Raw genomic sequence first — 19,332 nt, forward strand, 5'->3', positions numbered from 1 at the left:
AGAAAATGCTTCAAAATTCCTATGGTTTCTGATTTGCTAAATGGAAACCCGGGGAACATGGGGGTTGGTGGTTATGACGACCGACATTGTGGTGGATCTAGGCTTGAAGTCGGCGGAAGAAGTCGCCCTTCTGGCAACTGTCGTGGACGCGTTCGTGCAGCAGTTCCTGGGACGGAACCGCTACGGAAGCGATGCGCCTGACATGATGGTGCGCACGGCTTTCACGCCGGATGGCGAAGTCTCCAAAGCCGTCATCTTCCAGGACCGCAAATGGGCAGACGCCTTCGTCAATTTCTGGGAAGTCCAGAAAAACCAGGTCGACGCCGCCTGATCAGCTCCTGAACGCAGGTCATCTGTCGCCGCGTCAAAGCGGATAGTTCACCTTCGCGCGCAAAGGGCCTAAATGAAGGCCCATGAGCCCGCCCCTGCCTCCGCCGATTTCGAGTTTCACACCGAAGGTCGCCATCCTTGGCGCTGGCATTATCGGCCTCGCGACCGCTTTCGAACTGGCTGTCAAACGCGGCGTGCCGGTGACGCTTTACGATCCCGCCCCGATGGGCCGCGGCGCCAGTTGGGCCGCCGCCGGCATGCTGGCCCCAGCCTATGAGGCCGCCGCTGAAGAAGGCGTGCACCCGCACCTGTTCGATCTCTGCATGGAAGCCGCCGAGCTATGGCCGGATTTTTCCGTCGATCTTGCCCACGCGGCCGACACCGATTCTGGTTATAGTGGCCGTCCCTCCCTCGCCCTCGCCTTCGACAAGGCAGAGACAGCCGCCATGCACAAACTCGCCCGCGCTCTCGACGCGCGCGGCATTGCGCATGAGGAACTCCCGCCTGCGACAGCGCACCTGCTGGAGCCTTCCATAGCGAAAGACCTGATTGCCGCTCTGCAGATGCCGACCGATGGCCAGGTTGACAATCGCGCTGTCGTCCGTGCCCTGATCATGGCACTGCAGCGCAGCCCGCTCGCCACGCTGCGCAGCGAGGCCGCGCCATTGCGCAGCGAAGGCGGACGCCTGACGCTGGAAGGACATGACCTGATCCTCGCCGCCGGCGGCTGGAACACCGCCGCCATCAAGGTGGAAGAGAATGGCCAGCCGTTCAGCCTCGTGAACTGGGATCCAGCCCTCGACCAGATCGACTGCTATGGCGGCCAGATGCTGTCGGTCGCGCATGGTTATGGCTCACCCGAAACGACCCTGCGCTGCGGCGCGATCTATATCGCCCCCAAAGCAGACCGTGTGATCATCGGCGCGACGGTGGAGCCAGGCGTTGCCACCGAAGCGCCCGAGCCGGAAGCCATTGCCGCCCTCCATACCCGCGCCGCGCGCCTCTGCCCGGTGCTTGAAGACCTTCCCGTCATCGAGACCTGGGCCGGCATCCGTCCCGGTACGCCGGACCGCGCCCCGATGATCGGCCAGACAGCCTCGCCCGGCCTGTTTGTGGCCGCGGGCCATTATCGGAACGGCATCCTGCTTGCGCCGATCACGGCACGGATCATTGCCGACCTCATGCTCTGCAAGCCGCTGAGCCCGCTGCATGAAAGCTTTGCACCGAACCGGCTCTGCGCCGCTGCCTGAAAATTATTCCCACGCTCTTGAAATCGCGATGCCTGTCCGCTAAGTCGACCGCTCGGCGAGCCCCGCCCGAAAACTGAAGGATGCCCGAAATGAAAAACGCACAGCGCCTCGCCCTGCGTTCCAACTTCATTTCACAGCCCTTCCATGACCAGCTTTCTGACGCTCGACTCCCTCTCCCTTTCCACGCCTGACGGCACGCCGCTTTTCCGTGACCTGACGCTCTCGCTCGGCCGCGAGCGTGTCGGCCTTGTCGGCCGCAACGGGTCCGGCAAGTCCACGCTGCTTCACGCGATCATCGGCAAGGTACCGCCTGCGAGCGGCAGCATTCACCTGAATGGGACCGTCGGCATGCTCCAGCAGTCGCTGGACGAAACGTTCGACCTTGCCGGCGCGCTCGCCGTCACAGACTCGCTCGCCTGCCTTGCCCGGCTGGAAGCCGGTGAGGGCAGTGTGGAAGATGCCACAGAGGCAGACTGGACGCTGCCATCGCGCGTCGAACAGGCGCTTGCAGATACGGGTTTGCGCGATATCCCACTGGGAACACCTGTCGCCACCTTGAGCGGCGGTGAGCGCATGCGTGTTACCCTCGCCCGGCAGATCCTCGAAGCACCAGACCTGCTGCTGCTGGACGAACCGACCAACAATCTGGATACGGAAGGCCGTCAGGCGATTTCCAACCTGCTGCGCACCTGGCCGGGCGGGATGCTCATCGCCAGCCACGACCGGGACCTTCTGGAACAGGTCGACCGGATCGTGGACCTTTCCCCTGTCGGCATCACGATATTCTCCGGCGGATGGAGCGAATATGCCGAGGCCCGCAATGCCGCCCGCGAAGCAGCCGAAACCGATCTCGCCCGCGCCAGCGACGCGCTGAAACGTACACGCAAGAGCGCTCAGCAAGCGAAGGAACGTCAGGACAGGCGCGACAAGGCCGGCCGAGCCGCGCGGGCAAAGGGCGATGCCCCCAAAATGCTGCTCGACAAGCGACAGGAGCGCGCTGAGGCCACCCGCGGCAAAGGCAGCACGCTCGCCGCCAGACAGATGGCGGAGAGCGAAGAGGATCTCGCCGCCGCCCGCGCTCGTATCGAAATCCTTGCGCCGATCACGATGGACCTGCCGCCCTGCGGCCTGCCCTCCGGCCGTCGCCTGATCGATTTTCGCGACGTCGAAATGGCGTTCGGCAACCGGCACCTGTTCGGTCCGCTCGACTTCCAGCTGACTGGCCCGGAGCGGGTCGCCATCGCCGGGCCGAACGGGTCTGGCAAATCCACCCTGCTCCGTCTCGTCACCGGAGACCTTCAGCCCACCACTGGCAAAGCCTCCCGCCTGACCGAAAATGTCGCCCTGCTGGACCAGCATGTCAGCCTGCTGGCACCGGGTGAAACAATCGTCGACAACATGCACCGGCTGAATCCTGGTCTCAGCGCCAATGCCGCCCATGCCGCGCTCGCCCGGTTCGGCTTCCGCAATGACGATGCCCTGCAGGTGGCCGGGACGTTGAGTGGCGGGGAGAAACTGCGCGCGGGCCTTGCCTGCGTCTTTGCCCGCGAGACCCCACCGGATCTGCTGATCCTCGACGAACCCACCAACCACCTGGAGCTGCGCGCCATCGAAGCGCTAGAGACCGGCCTGAACGCCTGGGATGGCGCCATCCTGCTCGTCAGCCATGATCACACATTCCTGAGCGCTATCGGAGCGACCCGATTTTTGGAATTACCCGCCAACGGAAAAGCGGCGCGATCTTGATGTGAAGGGTTGAAACGGGCTGGGTGAAATAGTCACTTGCCTTGGCCAACCGCGCTTTTGCAGCCAAACTCTGACAGCCATGGCCCCGGCAAAGGCCTTCCCAAACTGTGCCGTCGGCTTGCCGGGTAAAGATCAACAGTGAAGCGGCTCCTGAACTGATGGCGCGTTCGAGCTCACGCTGGGTTCTTCCCAGCGTTTTGCGCGCGTCCGCTACCATGTTCCCGAATTCTTCGGCTGTTGTAATCATATCTGTTCTTTCCGATCGGGAGGATCGTGAAGGACAAAGCTCTCGACGAGGAAAATCCTTACCGATCGGGAAGCTCTAAGCAGCATCCGAAAGATCAAGCATGCCTGAAGACGGAACAGCCGGGCCGAGCAGGTCATACACATCCGACAAGGAAAGTGACGGCCAGGGCTTTGGCCAGACAACAGGATAGTCTTCCGAGAAAAGCCTGTCGCCATCATTGAGTTCGTGGGTCACGCCAACTTGCTGGATTGCGCCCTGACGGTCCAGATAGCGCACTTCATCTCCGCAATAACGAAATGACACAGCCCTGCGCCAATTATCGGACCGGTTGCCGCCAGAACCATGCACTGTCTTGACGTGATGAATAATCACATCACCTGGCGCAACATCAAAAGACACGATGTCATATTTGTCCGGCTCCGCTTCAATATCCGGACACCGCTTTTCAGGAGAGGAGCGAAACGGTGTCTGCGAAATGAATACGTTCGGCGCATAGGTTTCACCCCAATTGTGCGAGCCGCGGACATATTGCATCGCTCCGCTTTCCTGCGTCACCGGGTCCAGAGCGATCCAGACAATGACGCATTGCTCCCCATCGATCTGGAAATAGGCAAGGTCCTGATGAAATGCCGTTTTCTGGCGCGTATGAGGGGCTTTGACAAACGTCGTATCCTCCCAGAAATTCAGGTAGCGGGCCCCAAGCAGATCACTGACCAGTTCAGGCAGCCGTGAATCAAAAGCAACCTCGCGGACGCCTCGATCAGATTTCCAGGCCGCCACATCATAGAAAAACATGCCTTGTCCTTCGGACAGCCCGTCTTCCTGTAGGGGTCTGGCGGACAGATCTTCCCGCACCATTTCCTTCATCACGGCCATGTCGAAACGTTCTGCTGCGCCGGTATCGACTTGCCCTTCCGGGTCCCAGACCTGGCTTGCCAGCGCCTCGAAGTCATATCCTGTCGGAGACGTCCTCAGGCCAGAAATCTGTCGTGCGACAGCATTCTGAAGGTGACGGATTTCTTTTGGGGTAAGGACATTCCGTAAGCAGATTACGCCGTCCCGTTCGAACGCTGAACGCTGATCGGGTGAGATAGAACTGGCCTGGTTGCTCATCCGACCCTCCCTGCAGATGCCCGCCGCTTCGGGGACATATATTGCGCAACAATGTCCTCAGCATTGCGAAACCTGTCCAATTGCCGGTCGAGTGTTTCCTGATCGATCTTTGAAACAGCCGGGATCCAGGCCCAATCATCCCCTTCCCGTCTTGGCAAGCCCAGCGGCTCTGTGGCCCAAACGCGCTGGACGAGGTTGTAGAATTTCTGATGCGTGAGCCAGCTCAGACGGGAAATCCTCTTGTCGATGCAGAAAACTGTCAGGCCAATTCCCAACCGGCAGCGAAAGCGGAAATCCTCGACCGGGTCCGGCATCAGCGATCTGTCCGTAACAAAACGCGAGCACTCCCAGACATCAGGACCAACCGGAAAGGGCTGCAGGTCACAATAATCAGCGAACAACTCGCTCAGCATATGCGGCTTCGTGGTCGGGTTGATCCGGGACGTTGCCACCACCTGCCCATGATCATCCTGCACGATCACATAGACTGTGCTATCGGTATCAAACTGGTCCTTGTCGTATCCGGGTGAAATCCCGGGAATATCCCACCCCCATTCATCGACGACGATCCGGTAGCGCATGCGATACATCTCATCGAGGAGATCGCGGTTCGCTTCACGCTTTTCGGGTGTGATGATCCTGAACATGCCAACAATCTCCTGAAGCCAGGAGACAGTCTGGGCTGAATGGAGAGATTGGGAATGTCCCCTTTCGGGGACTTGATCAGGGAAAAATCTGGTTCTTTGCGATTGCCGAAGCAACCAGATGCGCCCGGTTCACGGTTTCGAGCTTGTCACCGGCCCGGCGCAAAGTCTTCTTCACCGTGTCTTCCTGAATGCCTAAAATCTGTGCGATTTCCCAGTTGGACTTGCCGGCCGCGGCAAACTGAACGCATTCGGTTTCACGGCGTGTGAGCTGGGCGACCTTTTGGTAGGGAAACGGCCCGAGCAGATCTTCCAGATGATAATAGACTGTCTGGCAGACAATCTCGAGTTCCTTCACCTGAGTGGCTGAAAGATCCAACTTGTTGGAGCCGCCAAGGGAGACACCGCCCGACACGCTGTGCAGGGCGTGCATCGGGAACATCATGCCATCGGTAATGCCATAATCGTGGACCATATCCACAACCATCCGGCCCGCCCGGGAGGCATGATCACGGGCTTCGGCCCAGGAGAATGGCCGCTTTGAGCGCAAAGCACAGATCGCGATCGGATCATGCAGGATCGCCATCTGGTTCCGACGGTGTTCCTTCAGTTCATCCGGCCAGTCAGAGACATACAGGATTTCCTTGAGCGGAACGTTTGCCGGGTTTACCAATTGCCCAAGAAATATGCGCTCAAACCCATAGTGCTCAATAAATCCGGACAATACAGCAATTGTGTCCTCGACCGTCTGCATGGATTGTACAGACCGGATTGCGTCAAGCACCGCGGAGCCATCATAGTCGCGCATTCAGGATGCCTTTTTCTCGTCAGACCCGGAAATCTATCTCAAAGACGGGATCGCACAATGCCTAATCTGGGTAGCACACCGATATCTCCTTTTGGTTGTTTTTCTTGCGCCAAAAAGGAGAAAGCATTGCGTGCCCGGCCTTTCGATAAACCTGCCTGACGGCAAGGCCAAGCGGCCCCTGCCCTGCAAGTCGTCATGCTGCCCATGCTTGTCACTCCCGGCCTTTGATTTCTCGCTTTGGTTGTATTTGGATTCGCTTTTTACGTCATTCTTCCTTATACTTCAATTCTCCGGGCAGCGCCGGGTTCGATTGCGCTTTCCCGGTTTTGACATGTCCTGTGACATCTCAGGAGAATTTGATGGACGGCGCAAACGACCGGTACTCGCTATCGAACACGGCGGGCTCCCGAAGTATGAAGATTGAGGCGGCCCGGCGCATGATGACGGAAGGACACCCCGACGCCGCAGCGTCAATCCTCCGAAAGGTCACCGATACACGATCAGATGACCTGCAAGCGAAATTCCTGCTTGCCGTAGCCCTCTACCGATCCGGCAAGTCTTCAGCGGCGTTGCCGGAATGCGATTTCATTCTGTTCCACCAACCTCGTAATCCGCATGCTCATCATATACGAGGTCTGTGCCTGGCCGCACTCGGTGAACGCCAGCAGGCTATCGAAGCTTTTTCTACAAGCACTCATCACGACCCAATGGCGTGGAGAAGCTGGAATTCCATCGCCGATATCACGTCGCGGGAAGATGAACGGCTCTCCTCTATTCAGCATGCTGCCATTGCGCTTCTTGAAATATGCAAGCGTCCCCAGGCCAATTCCAGCCTGTTGAGGCACTGCACGAAAGCGCTGATCTGCGCAGGTCGCTCAGCAGATGCGGTCCGCTTTGCCGTCGGCCGGTTTGAAGATTTCAGCTCCAATGGACAAGCAAGCGAAAATCTCGCACGCGCTCTTTACGCCGACGGAGCCTATGAAGACGCAGCATTCTTTGCATCAGAAGCCCTTGCCGGGTCCCTTGCCCGGCACGCTGAACCCTCTGCGCGCCGAGATTTCTTCCAACCCGCGAAAGCCGCTCAGGCGGTTCAGGACGTCATAACCTTGCTGAACGCTCAGGGACTGACGGGCTTTCTGACCGGCGGCACACTGCTTGGCTTTGTCCGGAACGGCGCGCCTTTGCCTCATGACCGGGATGCAGATATCGGAATCCTCTGCGACCGTGATGCCCGCCCCGACATCACAGCAATCCTGCGAAACCATCCATCAGTCCAGCTGGCCAGATCCGCCCGGGCGGGCGATCGTTATATCGGTCTGACAATTGGAAAGGTGGCGGTCGACCTCTTCCTCTATGAGGCAGAGGGGCCTTACAGGCTCTGCGGGCTGAGCGACCATCCCGGCGAGATACAGTGGCGGTTTTCCGGATTCGGGGTTTCCAGAAAAGTCTGGCTGGGAGCCAGTTGGAGCATCCCTGATAATCCGGATAAGCTGCTTTCCGAAACCTACGGACGGGACTGGCGCAAGCCGGACAAGGATTTTTCCTCGGTGCTCTCATCGCCTGCCCTGTACATGACTAATCCGCACACCCGCACATTCTACGCCGCCATGCGGTCACTCAGACTTCTGCGTCAAGGTAGACGCAGCCAGGCGATCAGTATGATGAAACAGGCTCCCCACAGGCTCTGCGACCGGGATCCATCCAGACCCGATCATGTTCTCTCCTGTCGGCTATCAGCTCTCCGCAGGACCTATGGGCCTGAGATCATGAGCGCGATACCTGACTAAGGTGCGCTCTGCCAGCCTTTGCGAGTCGCGCCCCGGGGCGTGAGGGGTAGATATTTGTTTTTATTAAACTTTATGAACTCTTTTTAAGGTTACGGCGCGTTGACTCCACCTTATTGAGGGCCCATTTTCTACCTGCCGTTGTTTCGGCGGCAGTCACCCAAGAAAGGAGATCCATCATGACCCATGATGACCAGCAGACATCCAATGAAGACGTGTTCGAGATGATCGAACTCGGAGCGGTTTCCGAGGAAACCAGAGGCTTTTACGGCCAGGGTGTCGAAATCGAAGAAGGGTTGTCCAAGGTTCAGCCCTGACCTGACCCGGCCCTGACCAGGGTCGACCCGGAACGTTCCTCCAGCTGGCGTCTCTTGCTCAGTGCAGGATTCGCCAGCGTTCCGTAATCGGAGCTTCCAGATGCCGGATTTTTCATCACCTTCGGGCTGCACATCCGCTTCGTCCCAGCGCCGGTTTCCAAACCCCGGAAGAAACACGTCTTACAGACCCTTCCGCCTGGCACCGGGCATTCATTGCTGTCACACCGGAGGCACGCATGTCTTCCTGGATCTTTGCAGAGACCGCTATGCCTGCCTGACTGAAGCGCAAGCTGTCTTGTTTCAGGAAATTTGTGCCGTGTTCCCGGAGCCTGCTCTGGGCGTTGAGGCACTCTCTTTTGGCAACTTTCTTGTAAAAAAGGGCATCCTGCAGGCGACATTCACAGGTTCTGACCGGATCGATTTGTTCCAATGGCCTGCTCCGGATCGCTCCCTTTTCGACCTCGACCAGGTCGAATGGCGGTTCAGGGCGCACAGGGTTCCTGCCATGCTAGGCTCCATGCGGGCAGCATCCGCCGCCTGCCATAGCGGTGCCTTCCAGGATCAGATTACCAGAGCGAGAGGCTGGAAATCCAAGTCTAAATCAGTCAGTCTCGACACTTCCGACGTCGTTGCAGATCTCGCGCGTGAATTTCATACTTTTGCGCCTTTCGTGTTCTCCACCCGGGATGCATGCCGATACACAAGCCTCGCGCTGCTCCACTATCTGAGCGCGGCCGGCTTGTGTGCCGATTGGGTATTCGGTGTACGGCTCTCCCCTTTCTCTGCACATTGCTGGCTGGAATTTAACGGCCTGCTCCTGACGGATGAAACGCTCACTGTTCGCGAGTTCACTCCGATCATGGCGGTCTGATGGCGATGCGCGCCTATTTCGCCGCCCTTTGGAATCCGGATGATCCGATCGCCAGCAAGACTGCCGAGGACGTCATCGCATGTCGCCGGTCAAACAAGCCTCCAGGCCGGCCTATGCCTGTCTCGACAGGGTTGCCCACCACCTTGCAAACTTTATCGAGTATCTGCGAAGCCTTTCCATCGACCCGGTCGTCGTTCGACAAAACTGGCTGAAAGCCTATGATTTTGTCACCGACAAAGCTGCCATCACCCTGAATGAATATGCCCGGGACAATGATCCGTTTGCCGACATCGGCAGAAAATCGCGTGCGGTTGAAGTTGTCTCGGTTGTCCGTGTTTCCGATGACAGCTTCCAGGCGCGCTGGGTCGAAAAAACCTATGAAAACGGCGCGCTGACGATTGCCCGGCGCTACACCGGCCTGTTCACCCTGATTCAGGATCCGCCGCACGACGCTGAAACCCTTCGCGTCAATCCACTCGGAATATATGTCCACAGCCTCAATTGGGGCGAAGATCTTGTCACAGGAGACAACAAATGATCCGCCCTCCGCTTAACGTTCTCGCCTGCCTGCTTGCCTCCGCCTGCGCAACATCTCCGGAAACCTATTCCGGCCCGCCTGAGCGGCAGGACTTCGTTGCTGCAGCGCTCAATGCCGACACGCCGGAACGCCCCGTCGAAATTGTGGAGACAGCAATACCACTTCCTCTGCCCGGCCAGCTGAAACCCCTCGACCCCTCGCCTGCTGCAACAAGCCTGCCTGCCGCTGAAATCATTGCGAAGGGAACGCACGCGGCCCGGCTCGAACCGACGGCTGATGGCTATTTCAACGCGATACATGTCTATCCTTATACAGAAGGGGCGCTCTACTGCCTCTATGCCAGCCCGGGACAGGTGTCCGATATCGCTCTCCAACCCGGAGAAACACTGGTTTCGGTATCTGCCGGTGATACTGTGCGCTGGGTGGTTGGTGACACCTCATCCGGATCAGGTAATGACACCCGGACCCATATTCTGGTGAAGCCCGTCGCCTCCGGCCTCACCACAAACCTCATGATCGCAACAGACAGGCGGACCTATCATCTGGAGCTGACCAGTCTCGAAACCAGCTATATGGCTGCCCTGTCCTGGCGCTATCCAGCCGATGAGCTGGCCATTCTGACATACCGCAATGAAAGCGCCCGGTCACGCCAGGCAGAATCGGTCTCGCCCAGCCTCAACCTCAGCGACCTGAACTTCGACTATCGCATTGAAGGCGACAGGCCAGACTGGCGTCCGGTCCGGGTGTTCGATGACGGACGACAGGTCTTTATTCAGATGCCGGCAGATCTTGCAATGACAGATGCTCCGCCGCTCTTTGTTCTCGGCAGGAAAGGCAACGCCGAACTCATCAATTATCGTATTCGCGGCTCATACTATATTGTCGATCATCTCTTCCAGGCAGCGGAACTTCGTCTCGGCACAACGCCGCAGACCGTCGTACGTCTGCGCAGAGGCAAGGAGCCAGTTGGTTTTGCCGCTTTGTTCGGTGACCGGAAATGAGTGAACCTCCTCCCTTCCCGAAACAATCCGACACGTTGAAACTCAAGGCAAAGATCCGCCCCGTCACACGCATCAATCGCAAGGTCCTCATGGTGGGTGCAGCAATCTGTGTTCTGGGGATTTTTGCCGCTGTCTCGGTTGCCTTCGCGCCGGCCGGAAGTCTTGAGACGGCCGATCATACAGAGCTCTTCAATACCGTTACCAAACGCACACCCGATGGTCTGACGGAATTGCCCGCCTCTTATGCGAACTGGAACCCGGATATCCCCCGGCTCGGCGCCCCGCTCTCCGGCGATCTTGGCGCCACCGTGGTGGCCGAAGAGCAGGAATGGGGATTGCAGCCCGAATGGCAGGTTCCGCCTGATCCGGACTTCCGGCCATCACAGGAAGACGAGGCCGCCCGCGCCCGAAGGCTCACAGAAGCAAAGCTTGCAGACCAGGCGCTCAAGGCGGGGGTCTTTTTCGACGTGTCCCTGCAGAGTCCGATGCCGGATCACCAATCACCCGGCCGAATGAGCGAGCCATTCGGCTCAGAACTGCTGGCGCTTGCTTCACGCGCCGGAGATCCTTCAGCCCGCCGCAGCCCGGACGCGAATACCAATTTGCAGGATCGGAAGATCGCATTTGCTGACAGCCATGCCGATGATGACATCTACAATCCTCATGGCGTCGAAACGCCCGCATCCCCCTTCCAGCTGATGGCCGGATCGCTGATTTCGGCCTCCCTGGTGACCGGCATCAATAGTGACCTGCCCGGAACAGTCATCGCACAGGTGACCCAGCCGGTGTATGATTCCATATCCGGCAACCACCTCCTCATCCCGCAGGGCTCCCGCCTGATCGGTCGCTATCAGTCAGAAATCTCTTTCGGCCAATCACGTGCACTTCTCGTCTGGGACAGGATATTGTTCCCGGATGGACGCTCGATCCGGATCTCAGAGCCGGGCGCAGATGCAGCCGGCGCCGCAGGGCTCTCTGATCGAACAGACAATCACTGGAACAAGGTCCTGGCCGCAGCGGGTCTGGCAACAATACTCGGAATGGGCGCTGAATTCGGCAAGGATGATGATGGCCTTGAACGCGCCATCCGGCGTGGGTTTGGCGATAGCATTTCCGATGCTGGTCAGCGGGTCGTTGATCGAAATCTCTCCATCCAGCCAACGCTTCGAATTCGTCCCGGCTGGCCTGTCCGCATCCTGGTGACCCGCGATATCATTTTCGAGCCATTCGAGTGACAATAGCCGCGACGCCCTGACTCTGGACGCAGCGCAACAGTCAGAATAAGTCTCCCTCCGACAAGAGGAGACACCGGATGTACCAGATTGCGCCGATGAGCGAGGATCAGGAAGCCATCAAGGCGGCCGTCGAGAAGACACTGGAGCCGTTCGACGACGAATACTGGGGCAAAGTGGACGAAACCGGCAACTGGCCGGAAGAGTTCTGCGATGCCATGGCCAAGGGCGGCTGGCTCGGCATCGCCTTCCCGGAAGAATATGGCGGCGCAGGCCTTGGCCTCACTGAAGCGGCGCTGATGATGCAGACCGTCACCCGCACGGGCGCAGGATTCTCAGGCGCCTCGGCGATCCATCTCAACATCTTCGGGCCGAAGCCGCTGGAAAAGTTCGGCAATCCCGAACTGAAGCAGGAGAGCCTGCCGAAGATCATCTCTGGCGAGGAGAAAATGTGCTTCGCCGTGACCGAGCCGAATTCCGGCCTCGACACGTCCAGTTTGGAGACCCGGGCCGAGCGTACGAACAATGGCTATGTCATCAATGGCCGCAAGATCTGGACGACCGGCGCCCAGCGTGCCGACAAGATCCTGATCATCGCGCGCACCACGCCGAAGGACCAATGCGCGAAGCCGCATCTCGGCCTGTCGCTCTTCTACACCGATCTTAACCGCAATCGGATCGAAGCAAACCCCATCCCGAAAATGGGCCGCAAGGCGGTGGAGTGTAACACGCTCTTCATCGACAATCTCGAAGTGCCGAAGGAGCATCTGATCGGCGAGGAAGGCGCAGGCTTCAAATACCTGCTGCAGGGCCTGAACCCCGAACGCGTGCTGTTCGCCGTGGAAAGCGTCGGCCTCGGCTTCGCCGCTCTGGAGCGCGCCGCACGTTATGCCAATGAGCGCGTCGTGTTCGGCCGCCCGATTGGCCAGAACCAGGGCATCCAGCATCCGCTGGCGAAATCATGGGCGGAGCTCTCCGCCGCCGAACTCCTCGCCTACAAGGCCGCCGGCCTTTACGACAAGGGCGAGGAATGCGGCGCCGAAGCGAACGCTTCGAAATATCTCGGCACCGAAGCCGGCTTCCGCGCCTGCGAGACAGCCGTGCTCACCCATGGCGGCATGGGCTATGCGAAGGAATACCATGTCGAGCGCATGATGCGCGAAGCGATGCTCGCCCGCATCGCCCCGGTCAGCCGCGAAATGATCCTGAACTTCATCGCCGAACGTGTGCTGGGCTTGCCGAAGAGTTACTAGGCCAGCAGGGACTACATCTCGTCGGCCTTCTTCATGTGCTGGAAGAATTCTTCCTTGCTGTTGGTGCGGGGATAATCGCCTGCCGGTACCGGCACACCGAGGAAGGCGCAGAGCGGTTCCCAGCCGTCTTTGGCCGAATGGACGAGCAGGCGCTCGGCGGGGATCGCGGCTTTCACGGCAGCTTCGTGCTGGTGGAAGGCCTCGATCAGCTCTTCCTTCGTCTTTGCGCCGCCGAAGCTGCGCTCCAGCACCTTGCTGACCATTGTGAACCATTCCACGGCCTGCGACGGCCAATTCTCCGGCGCCCAGACGGTAGCAAGGATGGTCTCGGAAATGCTGCCATACCAGCTCTCGGCAGATCGCGAAGACAGGATGATCTTCGCATCCGGATAGTAATCCGCCAGCTCCTTCCAGAACGCCGCCGAGGGCCAGTCGACGGCCGAGTTGTAGCCCTTGTAGATGGCGTCGAAGTCCGGCTTGCCGGCCAGCGCATCGTTCCACAGCGGCACCTGTTTCTCGCCATTCTCGATCACTTCGATCATGTGGTGGCACGGCCCGAAGCCCAGTTGCTCGAGCGCGAGTTTGAGGGACATCGTCCCGGTCCGGCCGAAGCCGGCACTGATTGCCTTGAGTGTCACATTATTCTCCCTGAGCCCGGTTGATCCGGAACTGTTTCAACAGCGCTGGCACAATTGCCCTGCGCAAGACAGACACGCCCTAGTGCCGCGGAACCCGGCCGCGGATGCGGTCGAACCCGGCCTTCACATTGTCGAAGCGCTCCATGATGGCAGGCTCGAACTCATTGTCGGTGAAGATGTAGGCCCAATTGCCTTCGATCCCCTCACGGACAAGCTCACCCACATAAAGCGGATCAATGCCATGGGCGATCGCGTCACGTGCCATCTGAGCGAATTCGGAATGGTCGAGATCTGCACTCTGGCCCGTAGTGTCCCGCGCGCCGGCAAAGCGGGCCGGCACATTGCGCGAGGAATCCATGATCTTTGTCCGGATGAAACCAGGACACAGCACAGACACGCCAATACCCCGCGGCTCCAGTTCCGTCCGCAGGCCTTCGCTCAAGGCAACGACGCCGAACTTGGTGACATTGTAGGGCGGGTTCGTGACCGGCAGGAAGCCCGCAATCGACGCCGTCGAAACGATCTGCCCGCCTTCGCCATGCGCCTCAATCAGAGGCCCGAAGATCTCGATCCCCCACACGACCGACATCAGGTTCACCCCGATGGTCCAGTTCCAGCCTTCATCAGTCCATTCGCCATAGCGTCCGCCCCCGCCCACGCCGGCATTGTTAACCAGAATATCCACGCGGCCATAGCGCTCCATCGTCGCGTCGGCGCCAGCCTGTAGCTGGTCTTTCAGGGAGACGTCCGCGATCACGCCGTCGACATCGGCATTGGTCTGCTTCAACCCGCTGATGGCCTCATCCAGCGCGTCTTTCTCGATGTCGCACATCATCACCTTCACGCCGGCCTGCGCCAAAGCGGTGGTGATGCCGAGCCCAATGCCGGATGCGGCCCCCGTTACAAAGGCAACCTTGCCTGCCAGATCTTTCATGATGTCCTCCCGGTATTTTGTTATGCCGGGAAGCATGCGCCCGCCCTGCCAAACCGGCAAGACCAGACTGAGGGAATTTCAGAAGACCACCGCCGCGAAACCAACGGCTTACGCGACGTCGCGCTGCGATCCTTCCAGCAATTCCCGGTAAGTCGGGAAACGCTTTTCGCCAATGAGGTAGGCGTGCAGCTCACGCGCTTCCAGCGGCGGGGCATAGAGATAGCCCTGTACCAGGCGGCACCCGGCACTGCGTGCAATCTCCAGCTGTTCGCTGGTTTCAATGCCTTCGATGATGCACTCGATCGACAGCGACCGGCAGAGATGCTGGATCGTGGCGACAAGACCCAGGCCACGTGCAGTCGTGTTGATGGCTGCGCCGAAGCTGCGGTCGATCTTCACAATGTCGAATTCCAGTTCCTGAAGGTAGCGCAGCGAGGAATATCCCGTACCGAAATCGTCGAGCGCGATCTTCAGGCCCATGAAGCGGAACTTCATGAGATTGTAGCGCGCTTCTTCCATGTCGTTCAGAAGGGAGGATTCCGTCACTTCCAGAACCAGGCGATGGCGCACGGTTTCCGGTTCTGCCAGGATCATTGCCACCAGCGCATCGCTCGTCTCGCGGCTGATGATATCCTGCGCGGACAGGTTCACCGACATGGACGGCAGTTCCGGCCAGTGGCGCAGATGGTCCAGTGCCTTGCGGACCACGACTCGGGTCAGCTGCTGAGTCATGCCCATCTTCTCGGCAATGGCCACGAATTCGAGCGGCGGCACAGATCCTAGCTCCGGACTATCCCAGCGGGCCAGCGCTTCGCACCGGGTCACCTCGCCTTCAGTGGAGTTCACGATGGGCTGGAAGACAAGACGCAGTTCGTTGTCGAGGTCGGCCTTCTTGAGCGCCTGGTGCACGACAGCTTCACGTAGCTGCGTTTCGGCATGGCTGGCCGAAAATTCAACCGCCTGCCCCACCTTGTGCTCCTTGGCGCGGAACAGCGCAAAGTCTGCCTGCTCCATCAGGTCGTGAGCAGTCTGCACCGGGAAGGAACGCGAGGAATAGCCGACCGAAGCCGATACGCGGCTGATATCCTTGTTCGGCAAGCGAACAGGCTCGTTCATGGCGTTGACGATCTGTTGGGCGATGCGTTTGGCGTCTTTCTGGCTCACGGTCTTTGGCAGGATGTATGCAAACTCATCCCCGCCGAGACGCGACACGCTCGCCTTGTCACCCAGCACGCGTTTCAGGCGGCGGGCCGTCTCCACCAGCACGGCGTCGCCCGCAGTATGGCCGAACACGTCGTTGATCGGCTTGAACCCATCCAGGTCAATCAGGCCGATAACCGGAAGCATTTTATCTGTCTTCGGATCATATGCGGCCTCAACATCGATGAAGAACTGCCGCCGGTTTGGCAGGCCGGTCAGCATGTCGGTCAACGCCATGGACTCGTTGGTATGGGCCAACTCCGACGAACGGCGGTTTTCCGCATTCAGCCGGTTGAGCAGCACGACCGACTGGGCCAGGCGCAGCTTGTAGGTCCGCGAAGCCAGGAAGAACACAAGGTAGGTGACCCCCAGCTGCATGGTCGCATAGAAATAAAACCGCTCACTCCAGTCGAAGAACAGCACACAGAAAACGCCGAGCGTCATGAACAGGCACACGCCGACCAGCCTCGGCCGGGAAATGGCACAGATCGTCGAAGACGCCCCCGTGAAGGCCGTGAAGAAGGACAGGTAAAGCCGTTCCTGACTGTCGCCATACGGCAGAAGCGCCCAGACCCAGATTCCCAGGATGAGAAACAAGGCGGCCGTGAGCACTTCGACCTGTTTGAGTTTAACGCGCGCCTCGTCCGGATGCTCCAGCCGGCTATTGCCGAATTTCCAGAAAGAGAGGCGCACAGTGCTAAGTGCAACAAAAATAACCGGGACACCCAACGTCAGGAAATCCGGGGCATTGCCAACGAAGGTCGCACCGAGCGCGACGGCAGCGACCGTCAGCATCATGTAGAGTGCGGGAATATTCTGCGAGATGGCCCGCAGCTGCTCCATCATCACAGCTTCTTCCGGCGTGCGCGCGTTCTGAAGCATCGTCCGGTACGCGTTGATGTTGGTTCTTTTGAGCATGTTCTCCGCCCGTTTGGTCTCCTCTGACTAGACGGGAAACCCTAATCTTCGGTGGATTCCGGGCGCGAATTTGCGGGCTTGGTTAAGCATCTGTTTAACATGTCGGGCTGGCCCCGCCCTGTCCCGCCAGAACCTGGCGCGATCTGTTGCCGCCATTGCGGGACCTGCCAGCCAATCCAACAGGTTTCTCGCCGCTGCAGGTTGGCGTCATGTCATTCCTGTCTGCCCCCTCTTGCCGTGGGCGCGGCCCGCGCTAAAACCGCTGCCATGACTGACCAGCTTCCTGACCGCCTCTGCGTCGACCCCGACAGCCCGTTCCACGATCCGGAGCTCCTCCAGAAGGAGATCGGTGTGCGCTTCAACGGCACGGAAAAAACCAATGTCGAGGAGTACTGCATCTCCGAAGGCTGGATCAAAGTCGCCGCCGGCAAGGCGCTCGACCGCAAGGGCAAGCCCCTGACCCTGAAACTGAAAGGCCAGGTCGAGGTCTGGATCAAGGACGCCAGCGAGGGCTGAAGCCCCTTCCGGATTCTGCCAACTCGCCGTAAGCTCCCTTCAGGGAGGGCCCCTCATGGCGATATTCATTCTCGGTCTGGTGATCTTTTTCGGCGCGCACGTCTTTTCGGCTGTGCGGTCGCGGGAACCGGGCAAGGATCTCAAGAAGAAGATGGGATACGGGCCCTTCATGGGGACCTATACCTTCGTCTCCATCATCGGCTTCTTCCTCATCTGTGTCGGCTTCAACGAGACCCGCGGCATGGGTCTGGTCTATTCCCCGCCGAGCTGGGGCAAGCACGTCAATTTTGCCCTTATGCCGCCGGCCTTCATTCTGATCGTGGCCTCGCAGCTGCCGGTTGGCCGGATCAAGAAATGGGCGAAGCACCCGATGCTGGTCGCAGTAAAGCTTTGGGCGTTCGGGCACTTTTTCGCCACCGGCCAGCTGAACGCCTTCCTCCTGTTCACCGCATTCCTCACCTTCGCCATCTTCGACCGGGTCATGGTGAAACGCCGCGGTGATACCGGACCTGCCCCGGATGCGCCGACCAAACTGTGGCCCGATGTGGCTTCGGTCATCGGTGGCATCGTGCTTTATGTGGCGTTTGTGGGCTACCTGCATGCAGCCCTGATCGGCGTTCCGGTGGTCATGCCGGGCCGCTAGCAGGTCCGCCAACCAAACCGGGGCGCCAGCGCCATTGCGGCAAGACCGATGGGGAATAGCGCACCCCGACGGATATCGAAGGAAGCCAGGTACTCATCCGGCGGCTGGCGCAACAGGCCGAGGGCGAAACCGCTTTCGATCAAGAGCAGCACCGCAACACCGCCCAGTCCAACAGTCCAGGTGTCCGTCCGGAAACCGATCCCCCGGCCAGATCTGTATCCGAGAAAGCAGATGGCGCTGGTCACCAGCGGAAACTCCAGCCAGTGGGCCGCCGGATCCCCCAACCACGGCATGAAAACAAGCTCCCGCAGAGCGCCGAAAAAGAAGCCGAACACAAAAGCAGCAGCGCCATAAACCAGAGCCAGTTTCCATGTTCTGTGTCGCATCGCCGTGTTTTTGGCTCCCAGATAACTTCCTTGTAATCCCAGAAGGAATTCTTGCCCGCACCTGCGGGAGCGGATAAGCCGCTGCGCATGTCAAAGCAAACTGAGATCACCCGCAAGACCGTCAAGGACATCGCCAGGGCCAAGGGCGGTACGCCGCTGGTCATGCTGACGGCCTATGACGCGCCGATGGCCGAACTGATGGACCCGCATGTGGACATGCTGCTCGTCGGCGACAGCCTCGGCATGGTCGTCCATGGCCTGCCCTCCACCGTCGGCGTGACGATGGAAATGATGATCCTGCACGGCCAGGCCGTGATGCGCGGCTCGCAGCAGGCCTTCGTCGTCGTGGATATGCCCTTTGGCAGTTACGAAACCAGCGAGGACCAGGCCTTCCTGAACGCGGTACGGATCATGAAGGAAACCGGCTGCCAGGCAGTGAAGATCGAAAGCGGCGCCTATGCCGCCAAGCAGATCGCGCACCTGGTCGAGCGCGGCATTCCGGTCATGGGTCATGTCGGCCTGCGCCCGCAGGCGATCAATGTCGATGGCGGCTTCCGCGCCAAGGGCCGGACCGAAACCGAGCGCGAGATCGTCATCAATGAAGCCCGCGCGGCCGACCGCGCCGGCGCTTTCGCCATCGTCATCGAAGGGGTCGCAGAAGACCTGGCGGCGGAAATCACCGCAGAAGTCAGCTGCCCCACGATCGGCATCGGCGCCTCAGCTGCCTGCGACGGGCAGGTCCTGGTTGCGCAGGACATGCTGGGCCTGTTCGACTGGGCGCCAAAATTCGTCCGCCGCTACGCCGACCTGCGCACCGAGACGGAAACCGCCGTGAAAGCCTATGCCGACGACGTCCGGACCCGCAAATTCCCCGGAAAAGCTGAAACCTACAGCCTGCGAAAACCTTGACCAGAACAGCGCTGGCACATTGCAGCCAGCGGCGGCGACGTCTAGGTTCCCGCC

At 59.6% G+C, this 19,332-nt stretch carries 20 protein-coding genes; 13 read left to right on the forward strand and 7 right to left on the reverse strand.

Features of this window, described 5'->3' with window-relative positions; all coding sequences use genetic code 11:
- The first annotated feature begins 73 nt into the window (after positions 1–73).
- The 3 genes from HY17_RS06150 to HY17_RS06160 all read left to right on the forward strand — a co-directional run bounded on the left by HY17_RS06150 (position 74) and on the right by HY17_RS06160 (position 3,326).
- Positions 74–331: a hypothetical protein gene (locus HY17_RS06150; protein WP_034764327.1), complete on the forward strand. Its 258-nt coding sequence runs from the start codon at positions 74–76 to the stop codon at positions 329–331.
- An 82-nt stretch (positions 332–413) separates the two neighbouring features.
- Positions 414–1,580 carry an FAD-binding oxidoreductase gene (locus HY17_RS06155; protein ID WP_034764329.1) on the forward strand — a complete coding sequence of 389 codons (1,167 nt, stop codon included), beginning with the start codon at positions 414–416 and terminating at the stop codon, positions 1,578–1,580.
- A gap of 144 nt (positions 1,581–1,724) precedes the next feature.
- Entirely contained in the window at positions 1,725–3,326 is a 1,602-nt protein-coding gene (locus tag HY17_RS06160; RefSeq protein ID WP_034764331.1) for an ABC-F family ATP-binding cassette domain-containing protein, read from the forward strand.
- 322 nt (positions 3,327–3,648) lie between these two features.
- On the opposite strand, the gene HY17_RS19255 is transcribed toward HY17_RS06160, so the two are convergent.
- From HY17_RS19255 to HY17_RS06175, 3 genes are all read right to left on the reverse strand, one after another.
- Positions 3,649–4,686: a phytanoyl-CoA dioxygenase family protein gene (locus HY17_RS19255; RefSeq protein ID WP_051599755.1), complete on the reverse strand. Its 1,038-nt coding sequence runs from the start codon at positions 4,684–4,686 to the stop codon at positions 3,649–3,651.
- Positions 4,683–5,333: an acyl-homoserine-lactone synthase gene (locus tag HY17_RS19260; protein ID WP_051599756.1), complete on the reverse strand. Its 651-nt coding sequence runs from the start codon at positions 5,331–5,333 to the stop codon at positions 4,683–4,685. Before HY17_RS19260 ends, HY17_RS19255 begins: the two co-directional genes overlap by 4 nt.
- A 76-nt stretch (positions 5,334–5,409) precedes the next feature.
- The gene (locus HY17_RS06175) at positions 5,410–6,138 is read right to left on the reverse strand and encodes a LuxR family transcriptional regulator (RefSeq protein WP_034764333.1); all 729 of its coding nucleotides are present in this window, start codon (positions 6,136–6,138) and stop codon (positions 5,410–5,412) included.
- Positions 6,139–6,497: 359 nt separating this feature from the next.
- On the opposite strand from HY17_RS06175, the gene HY17_RS06180 reads away from it, so the two are divergent.
- The 7 genes from HY17_RS06180 (at position 6,498) to HY17_RS06205 (ending at position 13,134) form a co-directional block, all read left to right on the forward strand.
- The gene (locus HY17_RS06180) at positions 6,498–7,925 is read left to right on the forward strand and encodes a tetratricopeptide repeat protein (RefSeq protein ID WP_034764335.1); all 1,428 of its coding nucleotides are present in this window, start codon (positions 6,498–6,500) and stop codon (positions 7,923–7,925) included.
- Between the two features lie 176 nt (positions 7,926–8,101).
- A complete protein-coding gene (locus HY17_RS20180; protein ID WP_155843540.1) occupies positions 8,102–8,239 on the forward strand; it encodes a hypothetical protein in 138 nt (45 codons plus the stop codon).
- A 316-nt stretch (positions 8,240–8,555) separates the two neighbouring features.
- Positions 8,556–9,110, forward strand: coding sequence for a lasso peptide biosynthesis B2 protein (locus tag HY17_RS06185; protein WP_197020235.1), 555 nt, complete (start codon positions 8,556–8,558; stop codon positions 9,108–9,110).
- A gap of 79 nt (positions 9,111–9,189) precedes the next feature.
- Positions 9,190–9,648, forward strand: a complete 459-nt coding sequence (gene trbF / locus HY17_RS06190; RefSeq protein WP_081813011.1) for a conjugal transfer protein TrbF — start codon at positions 9,190–9,192, stop codon at positions 9,646–9,648.
- Positions 9,645–10,649: a P-type conjugative transfer protein TrbG gene (gene trbG, locus HY17_RS06195; protein WP_034764341.1), complete on the forward strand. Its 1,005-nt coding sequence runs from the start codon at positions 9,645–9,647 to the stop codon at positions 10,647–10,649. Before trbF ends, trbG begins: the two co-directional genes overlap by 4 nt.
- Positions 10,646–11,884, forward strand: coding sequence for a TrbI/VirB10 family protein (locus HY17_RS06200; protein ID WP_034764345.1), 1,239 nt, complete (start codon positions 10,646–10,648; stop codon positions 11,882–11,884). The genes trbG and HY17_RS06200 overlap by 4 nt, the downstream gene beginning before the upstream one ends.
- Before the next feature lie 77 nt (positions 11,885–11,961).
- Entirely contained in the window at positions 11,962–13,134 is a 1,173-nt protein-coding gene (locus tag HY17_RS06205) for an acyl-CoA dehydrogenase family protein (RefSeq protein WP_197020236.1), read from the forward strand.
- Between the two features lie 11 nt (positions 13,135–13,145).
- On the opposite strand, the gene HY17_RS06210 is transcribed toward HY17_RS06205, so the two are convergent.
- The 3 genes from HY17_RS06210 to HY17_RS06220 all read right to left on the reverse strand — a co-directional run bounded on the left by HY17_RS06210 (position 13,146) and on the right by HY17_RS06220 (position 16,824).
- Positions 13,146–13,772, reverse strand: coding sequence for a sulfotransferase family protein (locus tag HY17_RS06210; protein ID WP_034764348.1), 627 nt, complete (start codon positions 13,770–13,772; stop codon positions 13,146–13,148).
- A 79-nt stretch (positions 13,773–13,851) separates the two neighbouring features.
- Positions 13,852–14,706, reverse strand: a complete 855-nt coding sequence (locus HY17_RS06215; protein ID WP_034764479.1) for an SDR family NAD(P)-dependent oxidoreductase — start codon at positions 14,704–14,706, stop codon at positions 13,852–13,854.
- A 108-nt stretch (positions 14,707–14,814) separates the two neighbouring features.
- The gene (locus HY17_RS06220) at positions 14,815–16,824 is read right to left on the reverse strand and encodes a bifunctional diguanylate cyclase/phosphodiesterase (RefSeq protein ID WP_034764351.1); all 2,010 of its coding nucleotides are present in this window, start codon (positions 16,822–16,824) and stop codon (positions 14,815–14,817) included.
- 267 nt (positions 16,825–17,091) lie between these two features.
- On the opposite strand from HY17_RS06220, the gene HY17_RS06225 reads away from it, so the two are divergent.
- Both HY17_RS06225 and HY17_RS06230 read left to right on the forward strand, forming a co-directional pair.
- Entirely contained in the window at positions 17,092–17,340 is a 249-nt protein-coding gene (locus HY17_RS06225; protein ID WP_034764355.1) for a DUF3297 family protein, read from the forward strand.
- Positions 17,341–17,395: 55 nt separating this feature from the next.
- Positions 17,396–17,983, forward strand: a complete 588-nt coding sequence (locus HY17_RS06230) for an NnrU family protein (RefSeq protein WP_034764358.1) — start codon at positions 17,396–17,398, stop codon at positions 17,981–17,983.
- Here the strand turns inward: HY17_RS06230 and HY17_RS06235 are convergent.
- Positions 17,980–18,369, reverse strand: coding sequence for a hypothetical protein (locus HY17_RS06235; protein ID WP_034764361.1), 390 nt, complete (start codon positions 18,367–18,369; stop codon positions 17,980–17,982). The genes HY17_RS06230 and HY17_RS06235 overlap by 4 nt on opposite strands.
- A gap of 87 nt (positions 18,370–18,456) precedes the next feature.
- Between HY17_RS06235 and panB the strand changes: the two genes are divergently transcribed.
- Entirely contained in the window at positions 18,457–19,278 is an 822-nt protein-coding gene (gene panB / locus HY17_RS06240) for a 3-methyl-2-oxobutanoate hydroxymethyltransferase (protein ID WP_034764364.1), read from the forward strand.
- The last annotated feature ends 54 nt before the right edge of the window (positions 19,279–19,332 follow it).

This window comes from Hyphomonas sp. CY54-11-8, assembly GCF_000682735.1.
Classification (GTDB): Bacteria; Pseudomonadota; Alphaproteobacteria; order Caulobacterales; family Hyphomonadaceae; genus Hyphomonas.